23 protein-coding genes are annotated in these 23097 nt (G+C 72.1%); 6 read left to right on the top strand and 17 right to left on the bottom strand.

Annotated features, from left to right (window positions below; genetic code table 11):
* The 14 genes from ABZ386_RS40880 to ABZ386_RS40815 all read right to left on the bottom strand — a co-directional run.
* Positions 1 to 94 (bottom strand): chorismate synthase (locus ABZ386_RS40880; RefSeq protein WP_351336173.1); only part of this gene is annotated, 94 nt, incomplete at its 3' end.
* Positions 91 to 432 (bottom strand): PfkB family carbohydrate kinase, encoded by a 342-nt coding sequence (locus ABZ386_RS40875; protein ID WP_351335266.1) that lies wholly within the window; start codon positions 430 to 432, stop codon positions 91 to 93. The genes ABZ386_RS40880 and ABZ386_RS40875, both read right to left, overlap by 4 nt.
* A gap of 118 nt (positions 433 to 550) precedes the next feature.
* Positions 551 to 1165, bottom strand: a complete 615-nt coding sequence (gene wrbA, locus ABZ386_RS40870) for an NAD(P)H:quinone oxidoreductase (RefSeq protein WP_356618836.1) — start codon at positions 1163 to 1165, stop codon at positions 551 to 553.
* An 8-nt stretch (positions 1166 to 1173) separates the two neighbouring features.
* Complete coding sequence (locus ABZ386_RS40865; RefSeq protein ID WP_351335272.1) at positions 1174 to 1725, bottom strand: flavin reductase family protein; 552 nt, start codon at positions 1723 to 1725, stop codon at positions 1174 to 1176.
* Positions 1726 to 1755: 30 nt separating this feature from the next.
* Entirely contained in the window at positions 1756 to 2394 is a 639-nt protein-coding gene (phzG, locus tag ABZ386_RS40860) for a phenazine biosynthesis FMN-dependent oxidase PhzG (protein WP_358968598.1), read from the bottom strand.
* Positions 2395 to 2404: 10 nt separating this feature from the next.
* Positions 2405 to 3238, bottom strand: coding sequence for a PhzF family phenazine biosynthesis protein (locus tag ABZ386_RS40855; RefSeq protein WP_358968595.1), 834 nt, complete (start codon positions 3236 to 3238; stop codon positions 2405 to 2407).
* Complete coding sequence (locus tag ABZ386_RS40850) at positions 3223 to 3594, bottom strand: hypothetical protein (protein WP_351335278.1); 372 nt, start codon at positions 3592 to 3594, stop codon at positions 3223 to 3225. Before ABZ386_RS40850 ends, ABZ386_RS40855 begins: the two co-directional genes overlap by 16 nt.
* A complete protein-coding gene (locus ABZ386_RS40845; RefSeq protein WP_358968592.1) occupies positions 3584 to 5485 on the bottom strand; it encodes an anthranilate synthase family protein in 1902 nt (633 codons plus the stop codon). Before ABZ386_RS40845 ends, ABZ386_RS40850 begins: the two co-directional genes overlap by 11 nt.
* The gene (locus ABZ386_RS40840) at positions 5482 to 6105 is read right to left on the bottom strand and encodes an isochorismatase family protein (RefSeq protein WP_351335281.1); all 624 of its coding nucleotides are present in this window, start codon (positions 6103 to 6105) and stop codon (positions 5482 to 5484) included. Before ABZ386_RS40840 ends, ABZ386_RS40845 begins: the two co-directional genes overlap by 4 nt.
* A 46-nt stretch (positions 6106 to 6151) precedes the next feature.
* A complete protein-coding gene (locus ABZ386_RS40835; RefSeq protein WP_351335284.1) occupies positions 6152 to 7336 on the bottom strand; it encodes a 3-deoxy-7-phosphoheptulonate synthase in 1185 nt (394 codons plus the stop codon).
* A 69-nt stretch (positions 7337 to 7405) separates the two neighbouring features.
* Complete coding sequence (locus ABZ386_RS40830; protein ID WP_358968589.1) at positions 7406 to 7885, bottom strand: PhzA/PhzB family protein; 480 nt, start codon at positions 7883 to 7885, stop codon at positions 7406 to 7408.
* 46 nt (positions 7886 to 7931) lie between these two features.
* Positions 7932 to 9155: an acyl-CoA dehydrogenase family protein gene (locus ABZ386_RS40825; protein ID WP_358968586.1), complete on the bottom strand. Its 1224-nt coding sequence runs from the start codon at positions 9153 to 9155 to the stop codon at positions 7932 to 7934.
* 88 nt (positions 9156 to 9243) lie between these two features.
* Complete coding sequence (locus ABZ386_RS40820) at positions 9244 to 10632, bottom strand: FAD-binding monooxygenase (protein ID WP_358968583.1); 1389 nt, start codon at positions 10630 to 10632, stop codon at positions 9244 to 9246.
* A 339-nt stretch (positions 10633 to 10971) separates the two neighbouring features.
* Positions 10972 to 11820 (bottom strand): SAM-dependent methyltransferase, encoded by an 849-nt coding sequence (locus ABZ386_RS40815; protein ID WP_356673951.1) that lies wholly within the window; start codon positions 11818 to 11820, stop codon positions 10972 to 10974.
* Between the two features lie 247 nt (positions 11821 to 12067).
* Between ABZ386_RS40815 and ABZ386_RS40810 the strand changes: the two genes are divergently transcribed.
* Positions 12068 to 13087 carry an Lrp/AsnC family transcriptional regulator gene (locus tag ABZ386_RS40810; RefSeq protein ID WP_351335298.1) on the top strand — a complete coding sequence of 340 codons (1020 nt, stop codon included), beginning with the start codon at positions 12068 to 12070 and terminating at the stop codon, positions 13085 to 13087.
* Positions 13088 to 13198: 111 nt separating this feature from the next.
* Here ABZ386_RS40810 and ABZ386_RS40805 read toward each other — a convergent pair whose 3' ends face one another.
* Positions 13199 to 14650 carry an MFS transporter gene (locus tag ABZ386_RS40805; protein ID WP_358968581.1) on the bottom strand — a complete coding sequence of 484 codons (1452 nt, stop codon included), beginning with the start codon at positions 14648 to 14650 and terminating at the stop codon, positions 13199 to 13201.
* Positions 14651 to 15041: 391 nt separating this feature from the next.
* Between ABZ386_RS40805 and ABZ386_RS40800 the strand changes: the two genes are divergently transcribed.
* From ABZ386_RS40800 to ABZ386_RS40785, 4 genes are read left to right on the top strand one after another with little or no spacing between them, the layout of a single operon-like run.
* Positions 15042 to 16064, top strand: coding sequence for an NADP-dependent oxidoreductase (locus tag ABZ386_RS40800; RefSeq protein WP_351335303.1), 1023 nt, complete (start codon positions 15042 to 15044; stop codon positions 16062 to 16064).
* A 41-nt stretch (positions 16065 to 16105) separates the two neighbouring features.
* A complete protein-coding gene (locus ABZ386_RS40795) occupies positions 16106 to 17206 on the top strand; it encodes a phenazine antibiotic biosynthesis protein (protein WP_358968579.1) in 1101 nt (366 codons plus the stop codon).
* Positions 17206 to 18591, top strand: a complete 1386-nt coding sequence (locus ABZ386_RS40790; RefSeq protein WP_358968576.1) for an aldehyde dehydrogenase family protein — start codon at positions 17206 to 17208, stop codon at positions 18589 to 18591. The genes ABZ386_RS40795 and ABZ386_RS40790 overlap by 1 nt, the downstream gene beginning before the upstream one ends.
* A gap of 49 nt (positions 18592 to 18640) precedes the next feature.
* A complete protein-coding gene (locus ABZ386_RS40785; protein WP_358968574.1) occupies positions 18641 to 19651 on the top strand; it encodes an Lrp/AsnC family transcriptional regulator in 1011 nt (336 codons plus the stop codon).
* 16 nt (positions 19652 to 19667) lie between these two features.
* On the opposite strand, the gene ABZ386_RS40780 is transcribed toward ABZ386_RS40785, so the two are convergent.
* Positions 19668 to 20774, bottom strand: coding sequence for an NAD(P)/FAD-dependent oxidoreductase (locus ABZ386_RS40780; protein ID WP_351335314.1), 1107 nt, complete (start codon positions 20772 to 20774; stop codon positions 19668 to 19670).
* A 122-nt stretch (positions 20775 to 20896) separates the two neighbouring features.
* The gene (locus ABZ386_RS40775) at positions 20897 to 21940 is read right to left on the bottom strand and encodes a type II toxin-antitoxin system Phd/YefM family antitoxin (protein ID WP_358968571.1); all 1044 of its coding nucleotides are present in this window, start codon (positions 21938 to 21940) and stop codon (positions 20897 to 20899) included.
* Positions 21941 to 22045: 105 nt separating this feature from the next.
* On the opposite strand from ABZ386_RS40775, the gene ABZ386_RS40770 reads away from it, so the two are divergent.
* Positions 22046 to 23095, top strand: a complete 1050-nt coding sequence (locus ABZ386_RS40770) for a hypothetical protein (protein ID WP_358968569.1) — start codon at positions 22046 to 22048, stop codon at positions 23093 to 23095.
* Positions 23096 to 23097: the final 2 nt, after the last annotated feature.

The following is a 23097-nucleotide window of genomic DNA, read 5'->3' as shown; positions in this document are numbered from 1 at the left end:
TGGTGATCGGCACGCCGGCGGGCAGACCCTCCAGCGTCGCGACGAGTGCGGGACCGTGGGACTCCCCCGCGGTCAGCCAGCGCAACCTGCTCAACAGTGCTCCTCGGTTCCGTACGCCGCTCTCGTCAGGGCGTGCGGCCGTGCGGGATCGGCGGTGCAGGACAGGGCCTGGGCGGCCGGTGCCGAGCCCGACCGGGCGGACCGGACGGTGTCCTCGCCCGCGGCCAGGGCTGCCAGGTATCCGGCGCGGAAGGCGGCGCCGGCGCCTGTCGGGTCGGCCGCCTCGGTGTCCGGGATGGCGAGCAGCAGTGCGTGGTCGTGGGCGTCGGTGAACAAGTGGTCGGCGTCGTCGACGAGTTCGCGGATGCGGGTGCCGTCGAGCCGGGTCAGCTGCTGGTCGGTGGCACGGCCGGTGAACAGGCGGCGGGACATGAGGCTCCCTGGGGGCGCGGCGGCTGCCGGCTGATGGGGGGCGTGCGGGTGCCGGGCCGGAGAGTTTCCCCGGGGGAAGTGGGAGCTCTCCGGCCCTGCTGTGGAGGGTGGGGAGTGGTCAGGGGGCGGTGGCCGTGAGGTTTCTGGCGAGGCGGACCACGCGTTCGGCCTGGACGCGGGCGGCGTTGCGGGTGATGTCGCCGACCGGGAGGGTGCCGCCGGCGTCGTGGTGGGCGGTGCCGTACGGGTTGCCGTCGGCGAACTTGTCGGGGTGGGTGAACCCGGGGGCGACGACGATGCCGCCGAAGTGGTGGAAGGAGTGCATGAGGGCCAGCAGCGTGGACTCGTTGCCGCCGTGCGGGCTGCCCGTGGAGGTGAAGCCGCTGTAGATCTTGTCGGCCAGTTCCCCTCTCCTCCAGGCACCGCCGAGGGAGTCCAGGAACTGCTTGAGCTGGGCGGCGACGTTGCCGAACCGGGTCGGGGACCCCATGAGGACGGCGTCGGCCCAGACGATGTCCTCGACGCGGGCGAGCGGGATGCCGGCGGTCGCGGCCGAGGTGGCGGACCGGGTCGGCTGGGACTCGACGGCCTCCGGCGGGACCAGTTCCGCGACCCGGCGCAGTCGCACCTCGGCGCCCGCCTTCTCGGCCGTCTCGGCGAGCTCCCGGGCGATGTCGGCGACGTGACCGGTGGCGGAGTAGTAGACGACGGCGACCTTCACGGCGGTGTCCATGCCGGTCGTCACCAGTCCGCCAGGTGGAGGGAGAGGAGCGGATTCGGTGTGTCGAGCGCGCAGGCCGGGTGGGTGAACGTCCGGTCGTAGTGGACGAGGGGGGTGCGGTCGTCGTCCACGTGGGTGTCCAGGACGCGGCCGACGAGGATGCTGTGGTCCCCTCCGTCCAGGACGGCGTGCAGCGCGCAGGCGATCCGGGCGCAGGCGTCCGGCGATCCGGGCAGGCCCAGTTCGCACGGCACGATGTCGCCCGCGGCGTCTCCCTCGGCGAACCGGTCGACGCCGGACCGGGCGAAGCGGAGCGCGAGGTGGTCCTGGTCGTGGGCCAGGAGGTTGACCAGGAAGCGGTCGGCGGACCTGAACGCTTCGTGGGTGCTGGCGGTCCTGCTCAGGCAGACCAGGACCAGGGGCGGGTCCAGGGACAGGGAGCTGAAGGAGGTCGCGGTGAACCCCCGGCGCCGCCCGGCGCCGTCGACGGTCGTGACTACGGTGACGGGGCCGGGGACCCGGGACATGGCGTGGACCAGGGCCGCGCCGGTGGTGCCTGCTGTGCCGTTCATGAGGTGATCACCCTCCGGGTGGCGAGCGGGTCAGGGCTGGAGGCGGCTGGTGCGCCAGGCCCGGTCGTGGCGGTCGTAGCGCAGCCTGCGGTGCAGTCGGTCGGAGTCGGCGCACCAGAACTCCACGGCGACCGGGTCGAGGAGGTAGCCGACGAAACGGGCCGGGCGGGGCAGCGGGGTTCCGGGGGCTGCGAGGCGGTCGGCCTCGGCGCGCAGTGCGGCCGCGTCCGGCAGGGGTTCGCTCTGCCGGGACGCCGCCGACATGGGGTGCATGGGGATCGGCCGGCCGGACCAGAGGGCATCCGACGCGGCGTCGCTGAGCTGGGCGACCGGGCCGGAGAGGATGAGCTGCTGGCCGGTCTCGCGCCAGTACAGGACTCCGGACGCCCAGCCGGTGGCGGCGATCTCGCGTCCCTTCTGGCTGGTGGAGTGGCTGGCGAAGACCAGTCCCCGGGCCGTGACGTCGGTGACGGAGACGATGCGGTTGGAGGCCCGCCCCCGGCTGTCGGCGGTGGCGAGTGCCAGGGCGCGCGGTTCGCGCACGCCGCGTGCGGTCGCCTCGGTGATCCACTGCTGGACGAGGGGCATCGGCTCGGCGGGCGGGTCGTCGTACTCGGGGAAGTCCAGGTCGACTTCGCCGGTGAGACTTTCGAATCGGCTGCTGTTCACGCGATCCTCGCTAGACGTGGAGGGTGCCGCGGGCGGCGACGACGCCGTGGCCGCCGACCTCGACCGACCGGACGGTGTCGCCGCTGCCCTCGGCGGTGGCGAGCATGAGGGACGGGCGGCCCATCTCGACGCCCTGGAGGATCTCCAGGCGCTGCCCGTAGCGGCCGAGCCGGTGCCGGGCCAGGTGGATGGCGAGGGGCCCGGCCGCCGAGCCCGTCGCCGCGTCCTCCACGACGCCGTAGGCGGGCGAGAACATCCGGGTCCGCCAGTTGGTGCCGCTGCCGGCGAAGCAGTTGGCCGCCATGTCCGGGAAGTGGCCGAGCGCCCGGTGGTCGGGGCGGAGCGCGGACAGGGCCGTGACGCTCGGGAGTCCGACGAGGACGTGCCGGGGGCCGTTGCGGTAGATCTCCACCGGCGCGACCGTCTCCTCGACGCCGAGCGCCGCCAGGAGTTCCGCACGGTGCTCGTAGGGCTCCCAGGTGGGGACGGGCTGCCGCATCCGCACGGTCGGCACCCCGTCGTCGTCGGCGACTTCGAACGGGATGACCCCCATCGCGGTCTCCAGCCGGAGCCGGTCCTCCTTGAGCGTGTGGCCCAGCGCCACCGCGGTGCCCAGCAGCGGATGGCCCGCGAACGGCAGTTCGTTGACGGGGGTGAAGATGCGGATGCGGGCGTCCCCGCCCTGCTCGGGAGGGAGGACGAAGGTGACCTCGGAGAGGTTCATCTCCCGGGCGATGCGCTGCATCAGGTCGGTGGTCAGGTCGGCGGCGTCGAAGAAGACCGCCACGGGATTGCCTTCGAGCGGGGTGCGCGCGAAGGCGTCGACGACTATGTACTCGTGCATGGTGATCCGTCCCCCGTGGTCGGTGCGTCGGTCAGGAACACGGGCCCGATGCCGCCGAGTCGGGGCAGTTCGTACGCTCCCTCGACGGTGGCCTCGACATCGAAGCTCGTGCGGTGGGTCGGCGGGCGGCCGATCAGCGGGGCGGCCCGGTTGGGCGGCAGGCCGGCGGGGCGGTCGTCCTCCCAGAGCATCACCGCGCCCCACCGGTTGTGCTGCCGGTCCGCGATCCAGAGCTTCAGCCGCAGCCCGGGTACGTCGCCCCACGCGGCGACCGCGCCGTCCCGCAGGTGTTCCCTGAGGGAGTCGATGGTCTGCGGTGTCCCGTCGAGGTCCCACCAGGCGATGTCAATCCGCACGGCCCAGTACCTCCTGGATGGTGCGGCCCAGGATGCGCGGTCCGTCGACGGTGAGGACCGACTCGGCGTGGAACTGCATCGAGGCGAAGCCCGGCCCGCGCAGGGCGTGCACCTCTCCGGTCGCCGTGTCGCGGCTCACCTCGATCGCGCCGATCCCGGGGATGTCCTGCTTGTCCTCGTCGCTGCGGGCGGCGAAGGTGTTGTAGAAGCCGACGCGTTCCCTGCTGCCGAACAGGTCGATCGCGCGTTGCACGCCCTGGTTCGGGATGTCCCGGCGGACGAGGTCGAGGCCGAGCGCGAGGCTGAGCACCTGGTGGCTCAGGCACACGGCGACGAAGGGCCGTTGCTCGCCCAGCAGTTGTTCGAGCGCCGAGCGCAGACGGCGGATCTTCGGGTCGTCCGCCGCACCGGGGTCCCCGGGTCCGGGGCCCATCACGACGAGGTCGTGGCCGTCGAAGGCGTACGGCTCGTCGAAGTGGCGGACCGTCACCTTCAGGCCCAGGGAGCGGAGCTGGAGCCCGATCATGGCGGTGAAGGTGTCCTCCGCGTCGATGATCAAAGCGCGCAGCCCCTCCAGCCCGGTCACCGCGGGCCGCCGGCCGGTGCTCTCGTCGAGCCAGAACCGCGCGATGCCGCTGTTGCGTCGCGTCAGGGCCGCGCAGACGTCCGGGTGGGTGCCGTAGCGCCGGGCGCCGCCGTTCTCCAGGGCACCGAGCAGACCGGACGCCTTGGCGCGGGTCTCGGCGACCTCCGAGAGCGGGTCGGAATGGCGGACCAGCGTGGCGCCGACGCCGATGCGGACCCGGCCGCGGGGGTCGATGTCGGCGGTGCGGATGAGGATCGCCGAGTCGAGGGCGCGCCCGGCACCGGTGTCGTGGCCGATCAGGGCGGCCACACCGCTGTAGTAGCCGCGGCCTTCGGGTTCGTACTTGCCGATGACCCGGACGGCGCTCTCCAGCGGGCTGCCGGTGACGGTCGGGGCGAACAGCGTCTCGTGCAGGATGTCCCGCACGTCCCGGTCGGTGCGTCCCTCGATGATGTACTCGGTATGGGCCAGGCGGGCCATCTCCTTGAGGTAGGGGCCCAGGACCCGGCCGCCGTCCTCGCAGACGCGGGCCATCATCTTCAGTTCCTCGTCGAGAACCATGTACAGCTCGTCGGTCTCCTTGCGGTCGGCGAGGAACGCGGTGACGCCCTCCAGCGTGGGGCCGGCCGGCGGGTAGCGGTAGGTGCCGCTGATCGGGTTCATGACCGCGGTCCCGCCGCTGACGGAGATGTGCCGTTCGGGCGTGGCGCCGACGAAGGTGCGATCACCGGTGTGGATGACGAAGGTCCAGTACGCGCCCCGTTCCCGCTCCAACAGGCGGCGGAAGAACACCAGCGCGTCGCGGAGCGAGTAGTCGCCGACATCGGCCAGGAAGGTCCGCTTGAGGACGAAGTTGGCGCCCTGGCCGGTGCCGATCTCGTCGGTGACGATACGGCGAACGGTGTCGGCGTAGTGCTCGTCGTCGATGTCGAAGCCGTGGGCGGTCACGGAGGTCGGCGTGTCCGGGAGCCGCAGGAGGAGTTCGGGCACCGGGACCCGGTCCTGGCCGGTGACGGACAGGGCGATGAGCGGTGCCCCGTCGTCGGGTGCCGGGAAGCCGCGCTCGGTGATCTGCCGGTAGGGCGCCACGACCAGGACGTCGTGCTCGCCGGCCGCGTGCCGGTCCGTGAGCGGGATACCGGCGAGGGTCTCCGGCAGTGTGACGTCGCCGACCAGGACGTCGACGGTGTCCGGGACGCCGGTCTCCGGGCGGTGCAGCAGGGCGAAGGCGGGTGCCTGGAGGTCCAGTACCCGGGCGAGCAGGTCGCCGTCGGTCCGGGGGCCCCGGCGCGGGGGGACGCTCATCCGAACACCTCCGTGGCGGGGAGGACCACCGCGCAGCGCTGTGCCGCGTAGTCCAGGGCGAGTCGGTGGTGGGTCTCGGAGAAGTCGCCGACGGCGTCGGCGGCGAGGAAGGTCTCGATGTCGTGGGCGAACGCCTCCAGCGCGGTGGCCAGGACACCGACGTGGGCGTACACGCCGCACAGCACGAGTTGGTCGCGGCCCGCGGCCCGCATCCGCTCGAGCAGGTCGGAGCGGAAGAAGGCGCTGTAGCGCCACTTGGTGAAGACCCAGTCGTCCTCGGTGGGCGCGAGTTCGGCCACCACTGCGCGGTCGGCCGGGTCGGTGCGCATGCCGGGGCCCCAGAAGTCCTTGAGCAGGCCGCGCTGTTCGTCGGTCATCCGGCCGGGCTGCGCGGTGTACGCCACGGGCACGCCGAGGCCGGCGGCGCGCTTGCGCAACGCGGCGGCGGTGTCGACGAGTTGGCCGCGCAGGGGCTCGGGCAGGGCCTGGAGGAAGTAGCGCTGCATGTCGTGGACGAGCAGGACGGCGCGGTCCGGGTGCGGGATCCAGGGCGCGACGTTCCGGGGCAGCTGCTCGGCGGTGGGCAGGGGGTACGACGCGATGGGCGGTAGGCCGGCCATGAGGTCAGCTCCTTTCCATGGGGTGGCCGCATCGGCGGGGCAGGGGTCAGAGGGTGTCGGCCCAGGCGGTGACCAGGGCGACGGCCTGCCGGGAGTTGAGGCGCGGGTCGCAGAAGGTGGTGTGGCGTTCGCCGATGCGGCCGAGGGCCGAGGGGTCCGCGGCGCATTCCGTCACGTCGTCCGGGGTGGTCTCCAGGTGGAGCCCTCCGGCCACCCCGCCGGCCGCCGCGACCGCGTGTCCGAAGGCCCGGACCTCTTCGGCCATGGTGGTCAGCAGCCGGGTCTTCCTGCCGTCGGGTGCGGTGATGGTGTTGCCGTGCATGGGGTCGCACAGCCAGATCGCCGGGTGTCCCGAGGAGCGGACCGCCGCCACGAGGGAGGGGAGGCGTTCGCCGACGGCGCCTGCTCCCATGCGGGAGATCAGGGTGAGCCGGCCCGGCTCGCGCAGCGGGTCGAGGCGCCCGCACAGGGAAACGATCTCTTCGGGGGTCATCGTCGGACCGACCTTGCAGGCCACCGGGTTGACCACGCCGGACAGCAGGTCGACGTGGGCGCCGTCCAGTTGCCGGGTGCGTTCGCCGATCCAGGGCCAGTGGGTGGAGGCCAGCCAGCGTGTGGAGTCGCCGAGTCCGCGGATCATCGGGAGCTCGTAGTCCAGCAGGAGCGCCTCGTGGCTCGTCCAGACCAGGGGCTCGATGCCGGGCCAGGCGCGCAGTGCGGGGGCGCGCCAGCCGAGGTGCTCCATGATGTCACCGGCCGCCATGTATCCGGTGAGGATGCGCAGGGGGTCGGGCCGCCTGGTCTCCGGGTCGGGTTCGGGGCCGTTGACCATGTGCCCTCGGTAGACGGGCAGTGCCAGGTCGCCGATCTGCTCGAAGTCGTTCGACCGGGGCTTGGCGAACTGGCCGGCCATCCGGCCGACGCGCAGCACCGGCTTGCCGGTGAGCATTCTCAGGGTGGTGGCCAGCAGGTCGAGCACCGCGGTCTTGCGCCGTACGTGTCCGGGTGTGCACTCCTCCGGGTCTTCGGCGCAGTCGCCCGCCTGCACGACGAGGGCCTCCCCCGCGGCGACGGAGGCGAGCAGCGACCGGAGGGTGTGGACGTCGTCGACACGGACCAGCGGTGGACGGGAGCCCAGGATCTCGCGGACGCGCTGGACCTGTGCGAGGTCGGGCCAGTCGGGCTGTTGGAGTGCTTTGGCTGTCTGGATTTCGGTGAGTGCTTGTCCCACGACAGTGCCCCCGTTGAGCGGAGAGGTGTGTGTGCGGTTCATGACGGGCCGCGGGTGCGGGCCGTGGCGTCAGGTGGGGATTCCTTCACGCTCGATGCGCGGGACGTCGATGCCGAGGGCCCGGAACTGCCGGCAGGGGTTCATGAACTCCCGCTGCTGCTTGATCTTCCCGTTCTCGAACAGGAAGGAGTGCAGGAAGTGGTTCGCGTAGTGCCCGTCGGGATATCCGGGGAAGAGGATCTTTCCCTCGCCGTCGCATTCGACCCAGAAGCGGTTCGGGTCCTGGGTGTCGAAGATCTCGATGTTGGTCCAGGCCCAGTCGGGGAAGCACTTGAGGGACCAGACCGCGTGCTCGCCCAGCCGGTCGCGGCCGCGGATGACGATGGGTTCGCCGCTCTCCGTGGTCCACAGTCCGCCGGTGCCGTCCTCGGTGAACAGCAGGTGGCGCCGGAGCCGGTCCTCGCCGCGGGTGTTCATGTACTGCTCGACGACGGCCCGGTTGTGGGCGCGCATCGCCGTCGGGTCGGTGGGTATTCGGGGCTGTGACATGGGTGTCCTCGCTGGGTGGGGGTGAGGTGCGTGCGCGGTGGTGGGGTCAGACGATGAAGCTGATGTCGCGCGGGTCGCCGCCGACGAGGGCGCGGCCGTAGACCTGTTCGGGGATGCCCATCCCGAAGCCGGCGTGCCGGCTGCCGACGTTGATGTCGCGCCAGAGCCGCTGTAGGGGGTTGGACTCGTTGAAGGCGGACGAGCCGTGGGCGGTGAGGAGGGTGTCGACGGCCTCGCGGCAGAGCCGTCCGACCTGGGCGGACTCCAGGCGGTTGCGGGCCCGGACGGTGAGGTCGGCGTTGACGCCGGCCCGGGCGAGTTCGTCGACGGTGTCCGCGATGCGGGCGGCGACCAGCTTGGCCGTGTCGATCTTCGAGGCGGCGTCGGCGAGGTCGAGCTGGAACGTCGGCGACTTGGTCTGGTCCCGGTAGGTGGAGCCGGCCACCGGGCGGGTGGGGCCCTTGTCGCGGACGAAGTCGAGGGCCGCTTCGGCCGCGCCGATCAGGGCACCGATCAACCCGATCGCGAACAGGCCGGTCAGGCTGTTGCGGTAGGGCAGCGCGGGGTCGACGACGCCGTCGGTCTCGCCGTTGAGGACGGGCAGGTACGGCACCAGCCGGTGGTCGGGTACGAAGATCCGGTCGGCGACGACGGTGTTGCTGCCGGTGCCGCGCATCCCGGCGAAGTACCAGGTGTCCTTGATGGCGATCTCGTCGGCGGGCATCAGGGCGAACCGCACGTCGGGCCGGCCCGCGTCGGTGGGGACGGCGATGAGGGCGCTGACCCACTGGGCGTGCAGGCAGCCGGAGACGTACGCCCATTCGCCGCTGACGATCAGGCCCCCGTCGACCGGCTCCACGGCGGGCGAGGGCAGCCCGAGGACCAGTGCGCACCGGGCGTCCGGGGTGTCGCCCCAGACCTCGTCGCCGGCGGCGGCCGGGAAGAGGGCGGCCATGAAGTTGCCCGCGTTCAGGACGCCGGCGATCCAGGCGGCGGAGGGGCAGCCCCGGCCGAGCGCCGTGGCGACGTCCAGCAGGGTGCGCATGTCCGTCTCGTATCCGCCGAGCCGCCGCGGGGTCTGCAGCCGCAGGAGTCCGGCCTCGGTCATGGCGGTGACGACCCGGTCGGTGAGGCGCCGTTCCCGCTCGCATTCCACGGCGTCTTCCTGGAGGAGTTCCCGCAGGCCTTCGGCCCGCGCGACGAGTTCCGCGCGGTCGGGAACCAGGGCCTCGCCGGCGACCGATTCCACGGAGACCATGGAATTCGACATTCGGAATCATTCCTTTCGTTTCGCGCTCGGTGGCGCGCCGGGCGGCCGGATACGGCGGCGCCCTCGTTGCGGGTGGGGTCGATTCGTCTCAGCGCGCCCGAGGGGGACGGCGCAGGTTGCCGAGCACGACCCGGCCGACGGTGACGGGGTGGAGGAGGATCAGGGGCGGGGAGAGCAGGGAGCTGACCTTGACGAACTCCTGGGTGAGCGCGGGGTCCCGCTCGGCGGCGGTCAGCAGCCGTTCGAACCAGGCGTTGGTCAGCCGCACCGGGAGCGGCCGGTCCCCTTCGACCTGAGGGAGGGCCAGGTCGCTGCCGACGGCCATCTGCCAGGCGACCTCGATCCGGCGGGCGGCCGCCCGGAAGAAACGGTACGACAGCCGGTCGGGTCCCTGGTCGAGGCACTCCCGCAGGGCGGCGGCCTGGAGGGCGGCCACCGACATGCCCTGTCCGTAGACGGGGTTGAAGCTGCAGATCGCGTCGCCGAAGACCAGCAGCCCCTCGGGGAACCTCCGCAGCCGTTCGTAGCGGCGGCGCACGCTTGCCGGGTAGCGGTGGGCGACCGGGTCGTCGAGGGGTTCGGCGGCGCACAGGGCCTCGAAGACGTCGGAGGGCAGGATGGGCTTGGCGAACTCCAGGAAGCCGGCCGGGTCGGTCGGCGGATGGTGACCGCCGTAGCCGATCAGGGTGAGCATCCAGCGGTCCTGCTCGTGCTGGAGGAAGGTCGCGCCGGTGGGCCGGCCGGGCTCGGCTCCCACGATCACGACCTTGCGGCGGCCGAGGGCACCCGGTGCGAGCCGCAGGGTGCGGCTCACGTACTTGATGTCGACCGGGATCCTGTCCTCGCGGGGAGGCTCGTAGCCGAGGTCGGCCAGCCAGCGTGTGGCACGTCCGCCGCGGCCGGTGGCGTCGACGACGAGGTCGGCGGTCAGCTCGCGCTCCCCCCGCGCGTCGCGGTGCACGACGCGGACGCCGGTGACGCGGGTTCCGTCGGGGGTGCAGACCAGCCCGGCGGCCTCGCACCGCTCGATGATCTCCACGCCGGGCAACTCCCCCACTCTGGCGCGGACTTGCCTTTCGAGCTGGGGGCGGGTCGGCTGGTAGGTGGGGGTGGGGTCGGCGTAGCGGCCCTCCTGGCAGAGCGGGTGGCCGCCGGGCGCGAAGTGCATCTCGGTGGGTTCGCGGACCACGGGGACCCCGGCCGCCTCCAGCCCTTCGAGCAGGCCGGGGAACATCTCCTGCAGTCCCCGGGTGCCGGCGGGGAGGATCGCGTGGGCGTGTCGCCCCTGCGGCACACCACGCCGGTTCTCGTCCGTCTCCGGAAGGGTGTCCCGGTCGACCACGGTGACCCGGTCGAAGGTGCCGGACAGCACGCGGGCGGCGAAGAGCCCGGCGATGCCGGCCCCGAGCACCACGCAGTGTCCGCCGCGGGCACGCGGCTCCTTCGGGTCGTGCGGGCGTGCGGTGTCGTCAGACATGCCAATCCTCTGCGGGAGGAAATCAGGAAGGAGGCGAGGAACATGGTTTCCGGGGGAATCTCATGTTCCGGGCCATGCAAGGGAAAATCTCGGTAAGCAGGGTGCAATGGGATCGAAATCTGCCACCGAGTCGCTTCCGAATTAACGGGGCGATGAACGCGAGCGAAAGACAGAGCGGGTGATGAGGCCGGCGAGATTCCCATGCGGCACCGTAATGAAACCGGGGCCACACAGCGCATTCCGGCCAAGATTCGCGGCAGCGGCGACGAACAATGCGACCTGCTACGGAATTCTGAGTTCCGATTGATCGGCCGCCCGTCCGGGCGGGTTCTGGTTTCCTCAGCGCCCCCCGGCGGTGAGCGCCGCCGTCGCCAGCCAGCAGGCCGGCAGCGGGGCCACGGTGCGCCCGTGCCCGATGCGCGGATCGTCGCCCGCGTACACCGTGGCCCTCCAGCCGTGTCCGCCGAGCCACTGCTCGAGGTCGTCGCGGGCGGAGAGCCACTGGGCGCCCTGCTCCTCGACGCGTTCGCGCACGGGCCTGCCCTCCTCCTGGAGCATGGCCGCCTTGAGGTGCTCCAGCATCAGCCGGCTGCCCGGCGCGGACAGTTCGGTGAGGCCGGCCAGGAGCGCCTCCCCGGCCGCGTCGGCCAGGTACATCAGCAGGCCCTCGACCAGCCAGACCGTCGGCTGCCCCGGGTGAAAACCCGCAGCTCGCAGGGCCGATGGCCAGTCCTCGCGAAGGTCGGCCGCCACTGCGCGGCGCTCACACGCGACCGGCAGCCCGGAGCCCGCGACGAGCGCGTCCTTGAACTCCGTCATCTCCGGCAGCTCGACCTCGAACCAGCGGGTCCCGGCCGGCAGGTCCAGCCGCACGGTACGCCCGTCCACGCCGGCGGCGAGTGTGACGACCTGGCGGATGCCGCCCCGGACCGCGGCGAGGATCTCGTCGTCGAAGAACCTCGTGCGCACCGCGAAGTAGGCGGGGAAGCCCTCCGCGCTGCGGTGGGTCTGCTTGATCACCTCGGCCACGTCGGCCAGGACCGGATCCCGCGACAGCGCCGACAGCATCGCGGCGGCCAGCGGGTCACGGAACAGCGCATCCGGACGCTCGCTTTCCAGTTGTCGCATCCACGCGATGAAGAGTGCGGTCTGCCCGACACCGGCGGAGGGCGCCTTCACTTCCACCATAAAATCCTCCCCAAGACGAGTTCAATTCAACGAAAAGACGCGGGTCCACGCGGACGAATCGTCGCGCGTCAAGCATCCGTCGAAATATCGAATAGTGCCTGACAGATGGGGCGTGAAAGCCCGGGCGGCACCCGCCGGAGCGGTGAACTGATGGAATTCTGTGAGGACTTGCGGCTGCGATGGTAGCGTCCTCTGCGCTATCTTCAACTTTATTCCACGGAGCAGGCCCCCACTGAAGGATGTGTGCATGCTGGACGACCTGGACCGTGCCGTGATCCACGCGCTGCACATCGACGGCCGCGCACCTTTCAGCCAGATCGCCGCAGCCCTCGACGTGTCGCCGCAGACCGTCGCGCGGCGCTACCGGCGGCTGCGCACCGAGGCGTCCTTACGGGTCGTCGGGCTGCCCGACCCCCATCAGGCGGGTCAGACGCAGTGGCTCGTGCGCCTCACCGCCGCGGCGAGCTCGGCGCAGGAACTGGCCCACGCGCTGGTGCGCCGGAAGGACACCTCATGGGTGAAGCTCACCTCCGGGGGCACCGAGATCGTCGCGATCATCCACACGCCGACCGAGGCGAGCGCGGGCAACTCCCTGCTGCTGCGCGACATTCCACGCACCAACAACATCACCGCGGTGTCCGCGCACTGCATCCTGCACACCTACCTCGGCGGGCCGACGAGCTGGCGCCGCAGCGCGGACTCGCTGGACGAGGAGCAGCAGCGGGTCCTGCGCGAGCACGAAGCGGCCGACTCCTCCTATGTGCCCGTGCCCCGCCCCATCGGCGAAGGCGACGCCGACCTGCTGGTCGCCCTGCAGAAGGACGGACGGGCCACCCACGCGGAGCTGGCCCAGGCGACCGGCTGGTCCCCGGTGACCGTGGCGCGGCGGCTCGCGGATCTGCAGGCGGGCGGTGCCATCTTCTTCGACGTGGAGGTCGACGCCGGCCAGTTCGGCGCCAACACCAGGGCGCTGCTGTGGATGTCGGTGAGTCCGGCGCAGCTGGAGAACGTGGCGGCGACCCTGGCGGGCCACGACGAACTGGCCTATGTCGCCGCGACCACGGGCCCCACCAACCTGGTGGCCCAGGCCCTGTGCCGGGATCCGGCCGACCTGCACCGCTACCTCGCCCGGCGGCTGGGCTCCCTGGACGCGATCCACACCCTGGAAACCAGTCCGGTCCTGCAGAACCTCAAGGCGGCGAGCCCCATCATCACGGATCTCGCCCGCACGAGAAGATCCCCCGCCCCGGCTCGTGCCCGGATCTGAGCACCGTGGTCATGTCCTCCGGCACAGCACACGCCACCGGCACAGCACCCCCGGCACGCCGAAGCGGCGGCCCGCAGGCCGCCGCACGCGATCGATGGGAACGCGGAGCGCTCAGTGTCCCGGTCCGGCTTCGGCCGGAGTCTTCCTGTCGACCATCATCCTGCTGGTCGCGAAGCTCACCACGACCAGCGCCACGGCGATCCAGAACGCGAGCTGGACGGCATGCAGCGCGGCCGGGGCCCCGCCGTCACCGGCACTGCCCAGGTAGACGCTGCCGAGGACCGCCACCCCGAGCGTGGCGCCCAACTGCTGGACCGCGTTCAGCAGACCGGCGGCCGAGCCGATCTCCTGCGGCTGCAGCGGCTGGAGCGCGATGGTGAAGAACGCGGGGCTGAACAGACCCACGCCCAGCCCGACGACCCCGAGCGCGAACAGCAGCGGCGTCGGATACGTGTGCGGGTCCGCCGCGTGGTAGACGGCGATCGCGGCGAGCGCCCCGACCAGCAGGACGGCGAGCCCGAGCGACATCATGCGGTGCCCGTAGCGCCTGACCAGGTGGGCGCCGGCGATCCAGGAGGCGACGGCCAGCCCCACCGACCAGGGGGCCAGGGTCAGGCCGGCCTTCAACACGTCGGTGCCCAGACCGAGTTGGAGCTGAAGCACGATGACCATCATCAGTCCGTTGGTGACCGCGAAGAAGGACGTCGACGTCACCAGTGCCGCCGGGAAGGAGCGGTGGGCGAAGAGACTGGGCTCCACCAGCGGGCTGCGTCCGGCGCCGGCCACGCCGCGCTGGTGCGCCGCGAACACCACCATGAGGCACACCCCGGCCGCGAGGACCGCCCAGCTCCACCCCGACAGGGCGGTCAGGTCGGCGCCGATCAGCGGGTACACGACGAGACCGACGCCGGCCATGGCCAGCAGCGTGCCGGTGACGTCGAGGGTGGGGCGCCGGGGGGCGCGGTTCTCCATCAGCCGGGGCGAGATCGCCAGCACGACCAGTGACACGGGCACGTTCACCAGGAACGCGGCGCGCCAGGAGGAGCCGAACAGATCGGCGTGGGTGAGCACCCCGCCGAGCACCGGCCCGCAGACGGCGGCCAGGCCCATCACCGGACCGATGCTGCCCAGGGCCTTGGACATCTCGGGGCCGGAGAACATCGTCTTGATCAGGCCGATGGTCTGCGGGATGATCACGGCCGCCGCGGCGCCCTGCACCACCCGGAAGGCGATCAGCAGCCCCACCGTGGGCGCCAGGGCGCAGGCGGCGGACGCGACCATGAACCCGGTGACGCCGATCACGAACAGCCGCTTGCGCCCGGCCATGTCGCCGAGCCTGCCGCCGGTGATCAGCAGCACGGCGAACGGCAGGGTGTAGGCGGTGGTGAACCACTGGATGTCGGACACCGACCCGCCCAGGTCGGCGTGGATCTTCGGTGCGGCGACCTGCACGATGGTCGCGTCCAGCAGGTTCATCGCCTCACCGAGCAGCAGGGCGGTGAGCGCCAGCCACCGCCATCGGTACGCCGTGGGGGTCGGCGTCAGCACACGCTCAGCAGTCATCGGGGGTTCCTCTCCACCGTGGTCGACACGCCGGCCCGGCCCCGGCCGGCGGGGCGTCGGAACCGACCGCGCATCAGCGTGGGGGCGGGGGAACGGGGTGCTCCAGCCAGAGCCGGGAGATGGCGGATTCCTTCCATCCGCACCGCTCGCGGTGTCGATTTCCCCCACCGCGAACGGGTGGGCGTACACCGTCGCCGGCCACGGCGTCCGCCGCGGCGGCCGGGCCGTGGGTGTGCGGTTCCTTCACCAGGGCGCCCGCGATGGAAGAAATGCTCCAGTCCGCCGTCGCCACTGGAGCGGCCGGGCGTGATCACTCCACGCTGGAGTCCCCCGGCCACCTCCCGCGTTCCGGGGCCTCACCCCATTTCCCTCGCCTTGTTCAGGAGCGCGCATGGCAGTGCTGCCCGCCACCCAGAGAGAAGTCCGCCTGCTCACGAAACCGACCGGGCTGCCCGGGCCGGAGCACTTCGGCGTGGTGTGCACCCCCGTCGTACCGCCCGGGGAGGGCGAGGTACTGGTGCGCAATCTCTTCTTCCACGTCTTCGCCACCTTGCGCATCCTCATGGCCGGTGCCACCCAGGACACGCCGTTCCCGGTGCTCGATGCCGGTGACACCCTGGTCGGGGCGGCGGTCGGCGAGATCGCCGAGACTCCTGAGGGCAGCGGCCTGAAGCCGGGCGACCTCGTCTCGCACTGGCTGGGCTGGCGCGAGTACGCCGTCGTACCCGAAGCCGAGTGCACCCGGCTGGACCGTACGGTGCTGCCCGACCCGGTCGCCCACCTGCAGCAGGGCTGGACCGCGTACGCGGCACTCACCCGAGGGGTCCAAGTCCGGCCGGGGGACACGGTGTTCGTCTCCGCCGGGGGCAGCGGCATCGGGTCGATGGCCGGACTCATCGCCCGGCGGCTGGGAGCCGGGCGGGTCATCGCCAGCACCGGTTCGCGGGAGAAGGCCGAGCGGCTGCGCACGGAACTCGGCTACGACGACGTGGTGGTCCGCGGTGCGGGCCCGCTCGCCGAGCAGCTGGCGAAGGCGGCGCCCGACGGCATCGACGTCTGCTTCGACAACGTCGGCGGGGAACAGCTGCGGGCGGCCGTCGACGCGGCCCGCCCGGGCGCGCGGTTCGTGCTGGTCGGCGCGCTGTCCGGGCAGCTCTCCCCGGACGGCACGGGCACCACCGCGCCCGTCGAGCTGGACTCCCTGCCCCTCATCCACAAGCGCATCGAGCTGCGCGGCTTCAGTTCCGACGACCACGACGGCGCGGACGAATGGACCGAGCGCTTCGGCGCCTGGCTCCGGGCGGGGGACATCACCTTCCCCCATGTGCGGGTCAAGGGCATCGAGAACGCGCCGCGGACGCTGCTGGAGGTGATCGAGGGACGGCACATCGGTGCCGTCGTCGTCGAGCTGTGACTCCGTAACCACCCCTGTCCTCCAACGAGTTGGGAGTTCCCGTGCCGCGAACCGCCACAGAGATCCTCGATCTTCCCCTCGACGTCCGGCCGGAGCCGGACGAACTGATCCGAGCCGCGATGCAGTGGCACTTCGGCGCCGAGACGGGCTCGCCGTTCTGGCTGGAGCGGGCCAAAACCCTGCCCTTCGATCCCCTCACCGACGTCCGGACCCACGACGACCTCACCCTCTTCCCCGACGTGACCGGAGAGTTGCGCGACGTGCGCGCGCAGGACCTCGTACCGCTGGGGTACGGCCACTCCCCCGATGTCGTGGGCGTGTTCGAGAGCGGCGGCACCACCGGGGCGCCGAAGCGCGTGGTCCTGCTGCGGGACTGGCTGGAGCGGATGCTCCACTGGAGCAACCTCAACCTCGACGCGCACGGCTTCGTGCGGGGCGCCGACTGGCTCGGTCTGGTGCCGACCGGTCCGCACATCGTCGGCGAGTACTTCCGCAGGTCCGCGGCCACGCACGGACGGCACGGCTTCACCGTCGACCTCGACCCGCGGTGGGTGAAGCGGCTGATCGCGTCCGGGCGCGGGGCCGACGCGGACGCCTACGCCGAACACCTCGTCGACCAGGCCGCGTTCATCCTGCGCACCCAGGACATCGGCGTCCTGACGGTCACTCCGCCGCTGCTCGAACGCATCGCCCGGCGGGACGACCTGACCGAGCTGGTCAACCGGAAGGTGCGGGCGATCCGCTGGGGCGGCACCCAACTGGACCCCGACTCCCGGCACCTGTACAAGACCGAGATCTTTCCCGACACCGTCCTGTGCGGGAACTACGGCAGCACCATGATCCTCGGCTTCGCCGGCGAGCGCCCGGGCCTGCCGGACGACGCGGGCTGCGTCTTCGACCCGTACAGCCCCTACGTCACCTTCTCCGTCGTCGATCCGGAAACCCGGCGCCCGGTCGGGTACGGGGACCGCGGGCGTGTCCTCGTCCATCACGTCAGCAAGTCGTTCTTCCTGCCCAACAACCTGGAGCGGGACGTGGCCACCCGGATCGAGCCGCTCGCGGGGCGGGCGGGGGACGCGGTGGCGGACATCGCCCCGGTGGCGACCTTCGAGGACGAGACCGTGATCGAGGGCGTGTACTGATGGCCGGCCCCCGTACCGACGTGGTCCCGCTCGACGCGCTGGGCCCCCGGGGCCCGTACCGGGCCCGCAACCGGCTGACGGTGACGGACGTCGCGGGCCGGGAGAGCGCCGAACTCAGCCTCGTCCCCTCCCTGTTCGTCGACCGGACGATGCGGGCCATGCGGCGGGCCGCCGCTCCCGAGCCCGACGAGCGGATCGCCATGATCGGCCGGGCCGCCGAACTCTTCGCCACCGCCACCCTGGGCGGCCTGACGCCGGACGAGTACGCGTACCGGGTCAGCCGGGTCGGCGGAACGCCCATCTCCGTGGTGCGAGCCACCGTCACGGCCATCGCCGCACGGCTGCGCAAGGCCCACTACAGCGTGGAACAGGCCCGGCCGGCCGGGGCGGTGAACCGGTGGGACGATCCGCTGACGCGCACCGGGCGCGCGGTGTGGGTGCGGCGCGGCGACGTGTTCGCGGTGCACGCGGCCGGCAACCATCCCGGCCCGCACAGCCTGTGGCCGGAGGCGCTCGCCCTGGGCTACCGCGTCGCGGTGCGCCCGTCCCGGCGCGAACCCTTCACCCCGCACCGGCTGGTCACGGCGCTGCGGGCGGCCGGTTTCGGCGACGACCGGGTGGCGCTGCTGCCGACCGACCACGCCACCGCGGACACGCTGCTGCGGGGCGCCGACCTCGGGCTGGTGTACGGCGGCGAGGACGTGGTGCGCAAGTACGCCGGGAGCCCCCGGGTGCTGCCGCAGGGCCCCGGCCGGTCGAAGATCCTGCTGACCCGGGAGGTGGACTGGCGGGAGCACCTCGGCACGATCGTCGACTCGGTGAGCGGGCACGGCGGCACGGGCTGCGTCAACACGACGGCGGTGTTCGTGGAGGGCGATCCCGCCCCGCTGTGCGCCGCGCTCGCCGAGCGCCTGGCGGCCGTGCCGAGCCTGCCCCCGCAGGACCCGGCCGCGGTCTTCCCCGTCCAGCCGCCGGCCACCGCCAAGGCGCTCGAAGCCCATCTGCTGCACCGGGCGGCCGGCACCCGGCCCTGGCTCGGCGGCGACGGCGTCCTGGACGAACTCGCCGACGGCAGCGCCGTACTGCGCGCCGCGGTCCACCAGCTCGACGCGCCGGACGCACCGCAGGCGGCGGTGGAGATGCCGTTCCCCTGCGTGTGGGTGGCGCCCTGGAGCCGCGAGGCCGGCCTCGGACCGCTCCGGGACACCTTGGTCCTCACGGCGATCACGCACGACGACGGGCTGGCGGCCGAGCTCGTGGCGGAACCCTCGATCGGCAACGTGTACGTCGGGGACCACCCGACGTACTGGATGGAATCCGGGCTGCCGCACGACGGCTACCTCGCCGAGTTCCTGATGCGCTGCAAATCGGTGATCAGGGACTGACCGATTCCGTTGCCCGGGCGCCCCAGGGTGCGTGAAGGATGGTGTGCGTATGCTCGACGAACTGGACCGGGCGCTGATCCACGCCCTGCACATCGACGGCCGTGCCTCCTTCACGCAGCTCGCCGCCGTGCTCGCGGTGTCGCCGCAGACGGTCTCCCGACGCTACGAGCGCCTGCGCGAGCAGGCTGCGCTGCGCGTCGTCGGGCTGCCCGACCCTCAGTTGACGGGGCACGAGCAGTGGCTGCTGCGGCTGACCGCCGACCCCGAGACCGCACCGGACCTCGCGCACGCGCTGGTGCGCCGCCCCGACACCTCGTGGGTCTATCTCACCGGCGGGGGCACCGAGATCGTCGCCGTGCTGGAGACGCCCCTGGGCACCGCACACGGCCACTCCCTGCTGCTGCACGAGCTGCCTCCCAGTGCGGGACTCACGGCCGTCTCCGCCCACCAGCTGCTGCACACGTATCTGGGCTGGCGCACCCCGTGGCGCATGGTCGCCAGCGCACTGACCCCGCGGCAGCAGCGGATGATGGGCAGGGCCGGGGTCACGGGCCACGGCGGGGCGCCGCCCCCGGAGGGCTACGGCCGGGTGCGGCTCTCCCCCGCCGACCACGCCCTGCTGGACGCTCTGCGGCGGGACGGGCGGGCGGCCGTCGCCGAACTCGCCGCCGGCACGGGCTGGTCGCCGGCGACGGTCTCCCGCCGCCTCGACCACCTGCGCGCGTGCGGGACGGTCTTCTTCGACGTCGAGATCGACCCCGCCCTGCTGGGCGGCCACATCAAGGCCCTGCTGTGGATGGCCGTCGCCCCGGCGCACCTCGACGACGTGGCCACGGCCCTCGCCCAGCACGACGAACTCGCCTTCGTCGCCCACACCACCGGTCCCACCAATCTCGTGGCGCACGCGCTGTGCCGGGACACCGCGGCCCTGTACCGCTACCTCACGCACGGCCTGGGAGCGGTCAAGGCGATCCGCTCCCTGGAGACGGCACCGGTCCTGCGGACGCTCAAGGCGGTGGGCACGATCCCTTCCCGGGGGCGTCCCGAGCGCCGGGCGTGAACTCCGCCGCGCCTGCTCAGGAGTCCGTCGGCGGGATGAGGTGGTCGAGTGCCTCGGCGCAGTCCTGGGCGGCCTTCGCCGAGCGCGGCAGCATGAGGCTCTCGTAGGCGCGGACGGCGTCGTCGACGCTGGACTCGGTGACGAGGGCGTGGGCGAGGTCGCTGCCGTCGAGCATGGCGAGGTTGGCCCCGAGTCCGACGGGCGGCATCAGGTGCGCGGCGTCGCCCAGCAGGGTGATGCCGGGGACGTGGTCCCAGGTGTGCGGGACGGGCAGCACGAACACGGGCCGGTCGACGAACCCGCCGTCGTGACTCCGCAGCAGGGAGAGCAGGTTCTCGTCCCAGCCGTCGAACCTCTTCAGCAGGTGTGCGCGCACGGCCTCCGTGTCGTCGATGTCCAGGCCCTCGGCGACCTGCCAGTCCTGCGGCGCGCGGAACGCGGCGTAGACGCGGATGTGGCCGTCGCCGTTGCGCTGGGCCAGCAGGGCCTTGCTGTCGGCGGTCGCCAGCAGGGTGCCGTTGCCGACCATGGCTGCCAGGGCGGGATGGCGGGTGTCGACGTCGTCGAGACCCGCCTCGATGAAGGTGACACCGGCGTAGCCGGGCGTGGCGTCCGACAGGGCCGGGCGGATGCGCGACCAGGCGCCGTCGGCGCCGACCACCAGGTCGGCGTCCTCGGTGGTGCCGTCGCCGAAGCGCAGGCGCCACGTGCCGTCGTCGAGCGGGGTGGCACCGGTGACCGTGCGGCCCCAGTGGACGGTGCCCTCGGCGAGGGAGTCCAGGAGCAGTCCGCGCAGTTGGCCGCGGTCGATCTCGGGGCTGTCGTCGTCGTGGACGGGTCCCGGGAAGGGCAGGGTGGCGGCGGTGACGGGGTCGAGCACGCGCCATTCCTGGGCGTCGGGGCGGGCCAGGCCGCGGAACGTGTCGAGAAGGCCCGCCGCGCGCAGGGCGGCCTGACCGGTGGCGGCGTGGATGTCGAGGCTGCCGCCCTGGGGGCGGGCGTCGGCGGAAGCGTCGGATTCGAAGACCGTGACGGAGCGACCGTGGAGCTGCAGGACACGGGCTAAGGCGAGGCCGCCGAGGCCGGCGCCGACGACCGCGACGCGGGTGTGGGCGGAGATCATGGTGCTGTTCCCCTCGAAAGCTGGGTGAAGTGTGGAGTGGTGCCGGAAGATCCGACGCCCGACCACGAAATCACAGTCACCGGGAAAACGCCTTCGATATTCGGGGCGCCCGAGATGAGGCCTCAGCGCTGGGCGGGGCGGGCGCAGCGCACGTGGCCGGATGTGATCGCGTCCCGGGGCAGGGACAGGCCGAAGGCGCGTTCCAGGCCGGCGAAGAACAGCGCGATGCCGTCCGTCCAGTCGGTGTGCTCCTCGGCTCGGCGGATGTGCGCGTTGAGGAAGCCCAGGGGCGCGTCGGGGGCGAAGGGGGCCTGGCCCGGGGTGTACCAGATCAGCTCGTACATGTCCCGCCGCGTGTCGGCGCTGTCCTCGAGCGGGAAGGGGTTCTGGTACACCCCGTCCTCGCTGTACCTGAAGTCGTAGATGCCCTTGGCCATGGTCGCGGTCAGCGTGATCTGCTGCCGGGGAGGCGGGTCGAGGCGGCGGGAGAAGGAGAAGTCGTGGTAGCCCAGCCACGTCCACTCGCCGGCTTCGCCGAAGGCGAGCACTTGGTAGGTGTCGTCCGTGCCTTCGCGTGCGTCTCGGTCCCGCACCTGGTGCAGCAGCAGCCCGTCGGTGATGTCCCGGGCGTCGGCCCCGTAGGCGAGGGCGGCCTCTTCGGGGGTCGGGCCCTTGATGAATTCGAGCACGGTGAAGGGCTCTTGCTGTCTCCAGTCGGCGGCGATCCAGGCTATGCCGTCGCCGACCGGTGGCTGGCGGGCGAGGAACTCCTCGAACGCGGCCGCCTGCTTGGGGTCCATGAAGCTCTGGCGGGCGGTGCGCGCGTTGTTCTCGAGCCAGTCGAGCTCGTCCACGGTCCGCAGTTCGGCCACGACCAGGCGGTCGCGGGTGAACGTCATCCGCACGCCGTCGGTGTACGCGTACCGCGTGTACGGGCCCTGCCGCTGCGGGCCGGCCGGGGTCTCCCGCACGGTTCTGGGCCGGGGTCGCGGGCCGCCGTGGACGCGTTGCGCGAAGTGCTCCAGCTCGGCCAGTTCGGCCGCCGGCAGGAGCACGCCCGCGGGCTCGCCGCCGTCGGTGACGCGCACCCTTTCGCCGGTCTCCTCGACAATGCCGATCACAGGCCCGAAGTCGGTTGTGAGTTCCCGCAGTTCGACGCTGTTCATGGTGTTGGACACTACCGGGCAGCGCTCCGGAGCCGGGACAGCCCACCGGCCTCAGCCACCGGGGACAATGGAAGATCTCGCACACGTCACCGGGGAGATGCGCCTGTGAAGGTCGGACTGGCACGTGCCGCCGCGATCCAGTGGGTCGCTCAGCATGCCCGAACCGATACCGGCTTCCGGGGCGCGTACTTCAGCGGCTCGACCGTCGGGCTGCCGGACGACGCGGAGCTGTCGCCCTCCTCCGACATCGACGTCTTCGTCGTCACCGCCCAGGAGGACCCGCCGGCCAAGCCGGGCAAACTCCGTTTCCAGGGCGCCCTGCTGGAAGTCAGCTACCTGCCCCGGACCCAGCTGGCCTCCGCCGACGACGTCCTGGCCTCCTACCACCTGGCCGGCAGCTTCCGCACGGACGCGATCATCGACGACCCCACCGGCGAACTGCACGCACTGCACGCTCACGTCTCGCGCCACTTCGCCGCCCGGCCCTGGGTCCGCCGCAGGTGCCAGGACGCCCGCCACCGGATCGAGAGCCGTCTCGCTGGGATCGACACCTCGGCGCCGTTCCACGAGCAGGTGATCTCCTGGCTGTTCCCCACCGGCGTGACCTGTCACGTCCTCCTCGTCGCCGCCCTGCGCAACCCCACCGTCCGCCTGCGCTATCCGGCCGCTCGCGAGGTCCTCACCGACTACGGCCGCCTCGGCCTCTACCCGGAACTGCTGGACCTTCTCGGCTGCTCACAGCTGCCCGCGGAGCGCGTCCAGCACCATCTGCACGAACTCGCCGCGACGTTCGACGCCACCGTCCCCGTGGCGAAGACCCCGTTCCCCTTCAGCAGCGACATCAGCCCCGCCGCGCGGCCGATCGCGATCGACGGGAGCCAGAGGCTCATCGACTCTGGCGACCACCGCGAAGCGGTCTTCTGGATCATCGCGACCTTCGCCCGCTGCCACATCATCCTGGCCACCGACGCGCCCCGACTGCACGAAGCCCTCCTCCCGGCCTTCCAGGCGGCCGTCACCGATCTCGGCATCGGCTCCACCCGTGACCTGATCCACCGGGCCGAAGAGGTGACCCGGTTCCTGCCCCGGCTCTGGCAGACCACCGAGGACATCCTGCTCTACAACCCCGACATCACCGATGAGCGGAGCAGGTGAGG

It is taken from the genome of Streptomyces sp. NPDC006140, assembly GCF_040628815.1.
In the GTDB taxonomy this organism is placed as follows: Bacteria; Actinomycetota; Actinomycetes; order Streptomycetales; family Streptomycetaceae; genus Streptomyces.
This window is presented reverse-complemented; position numbering and strand designations above follow the sequence as displayed.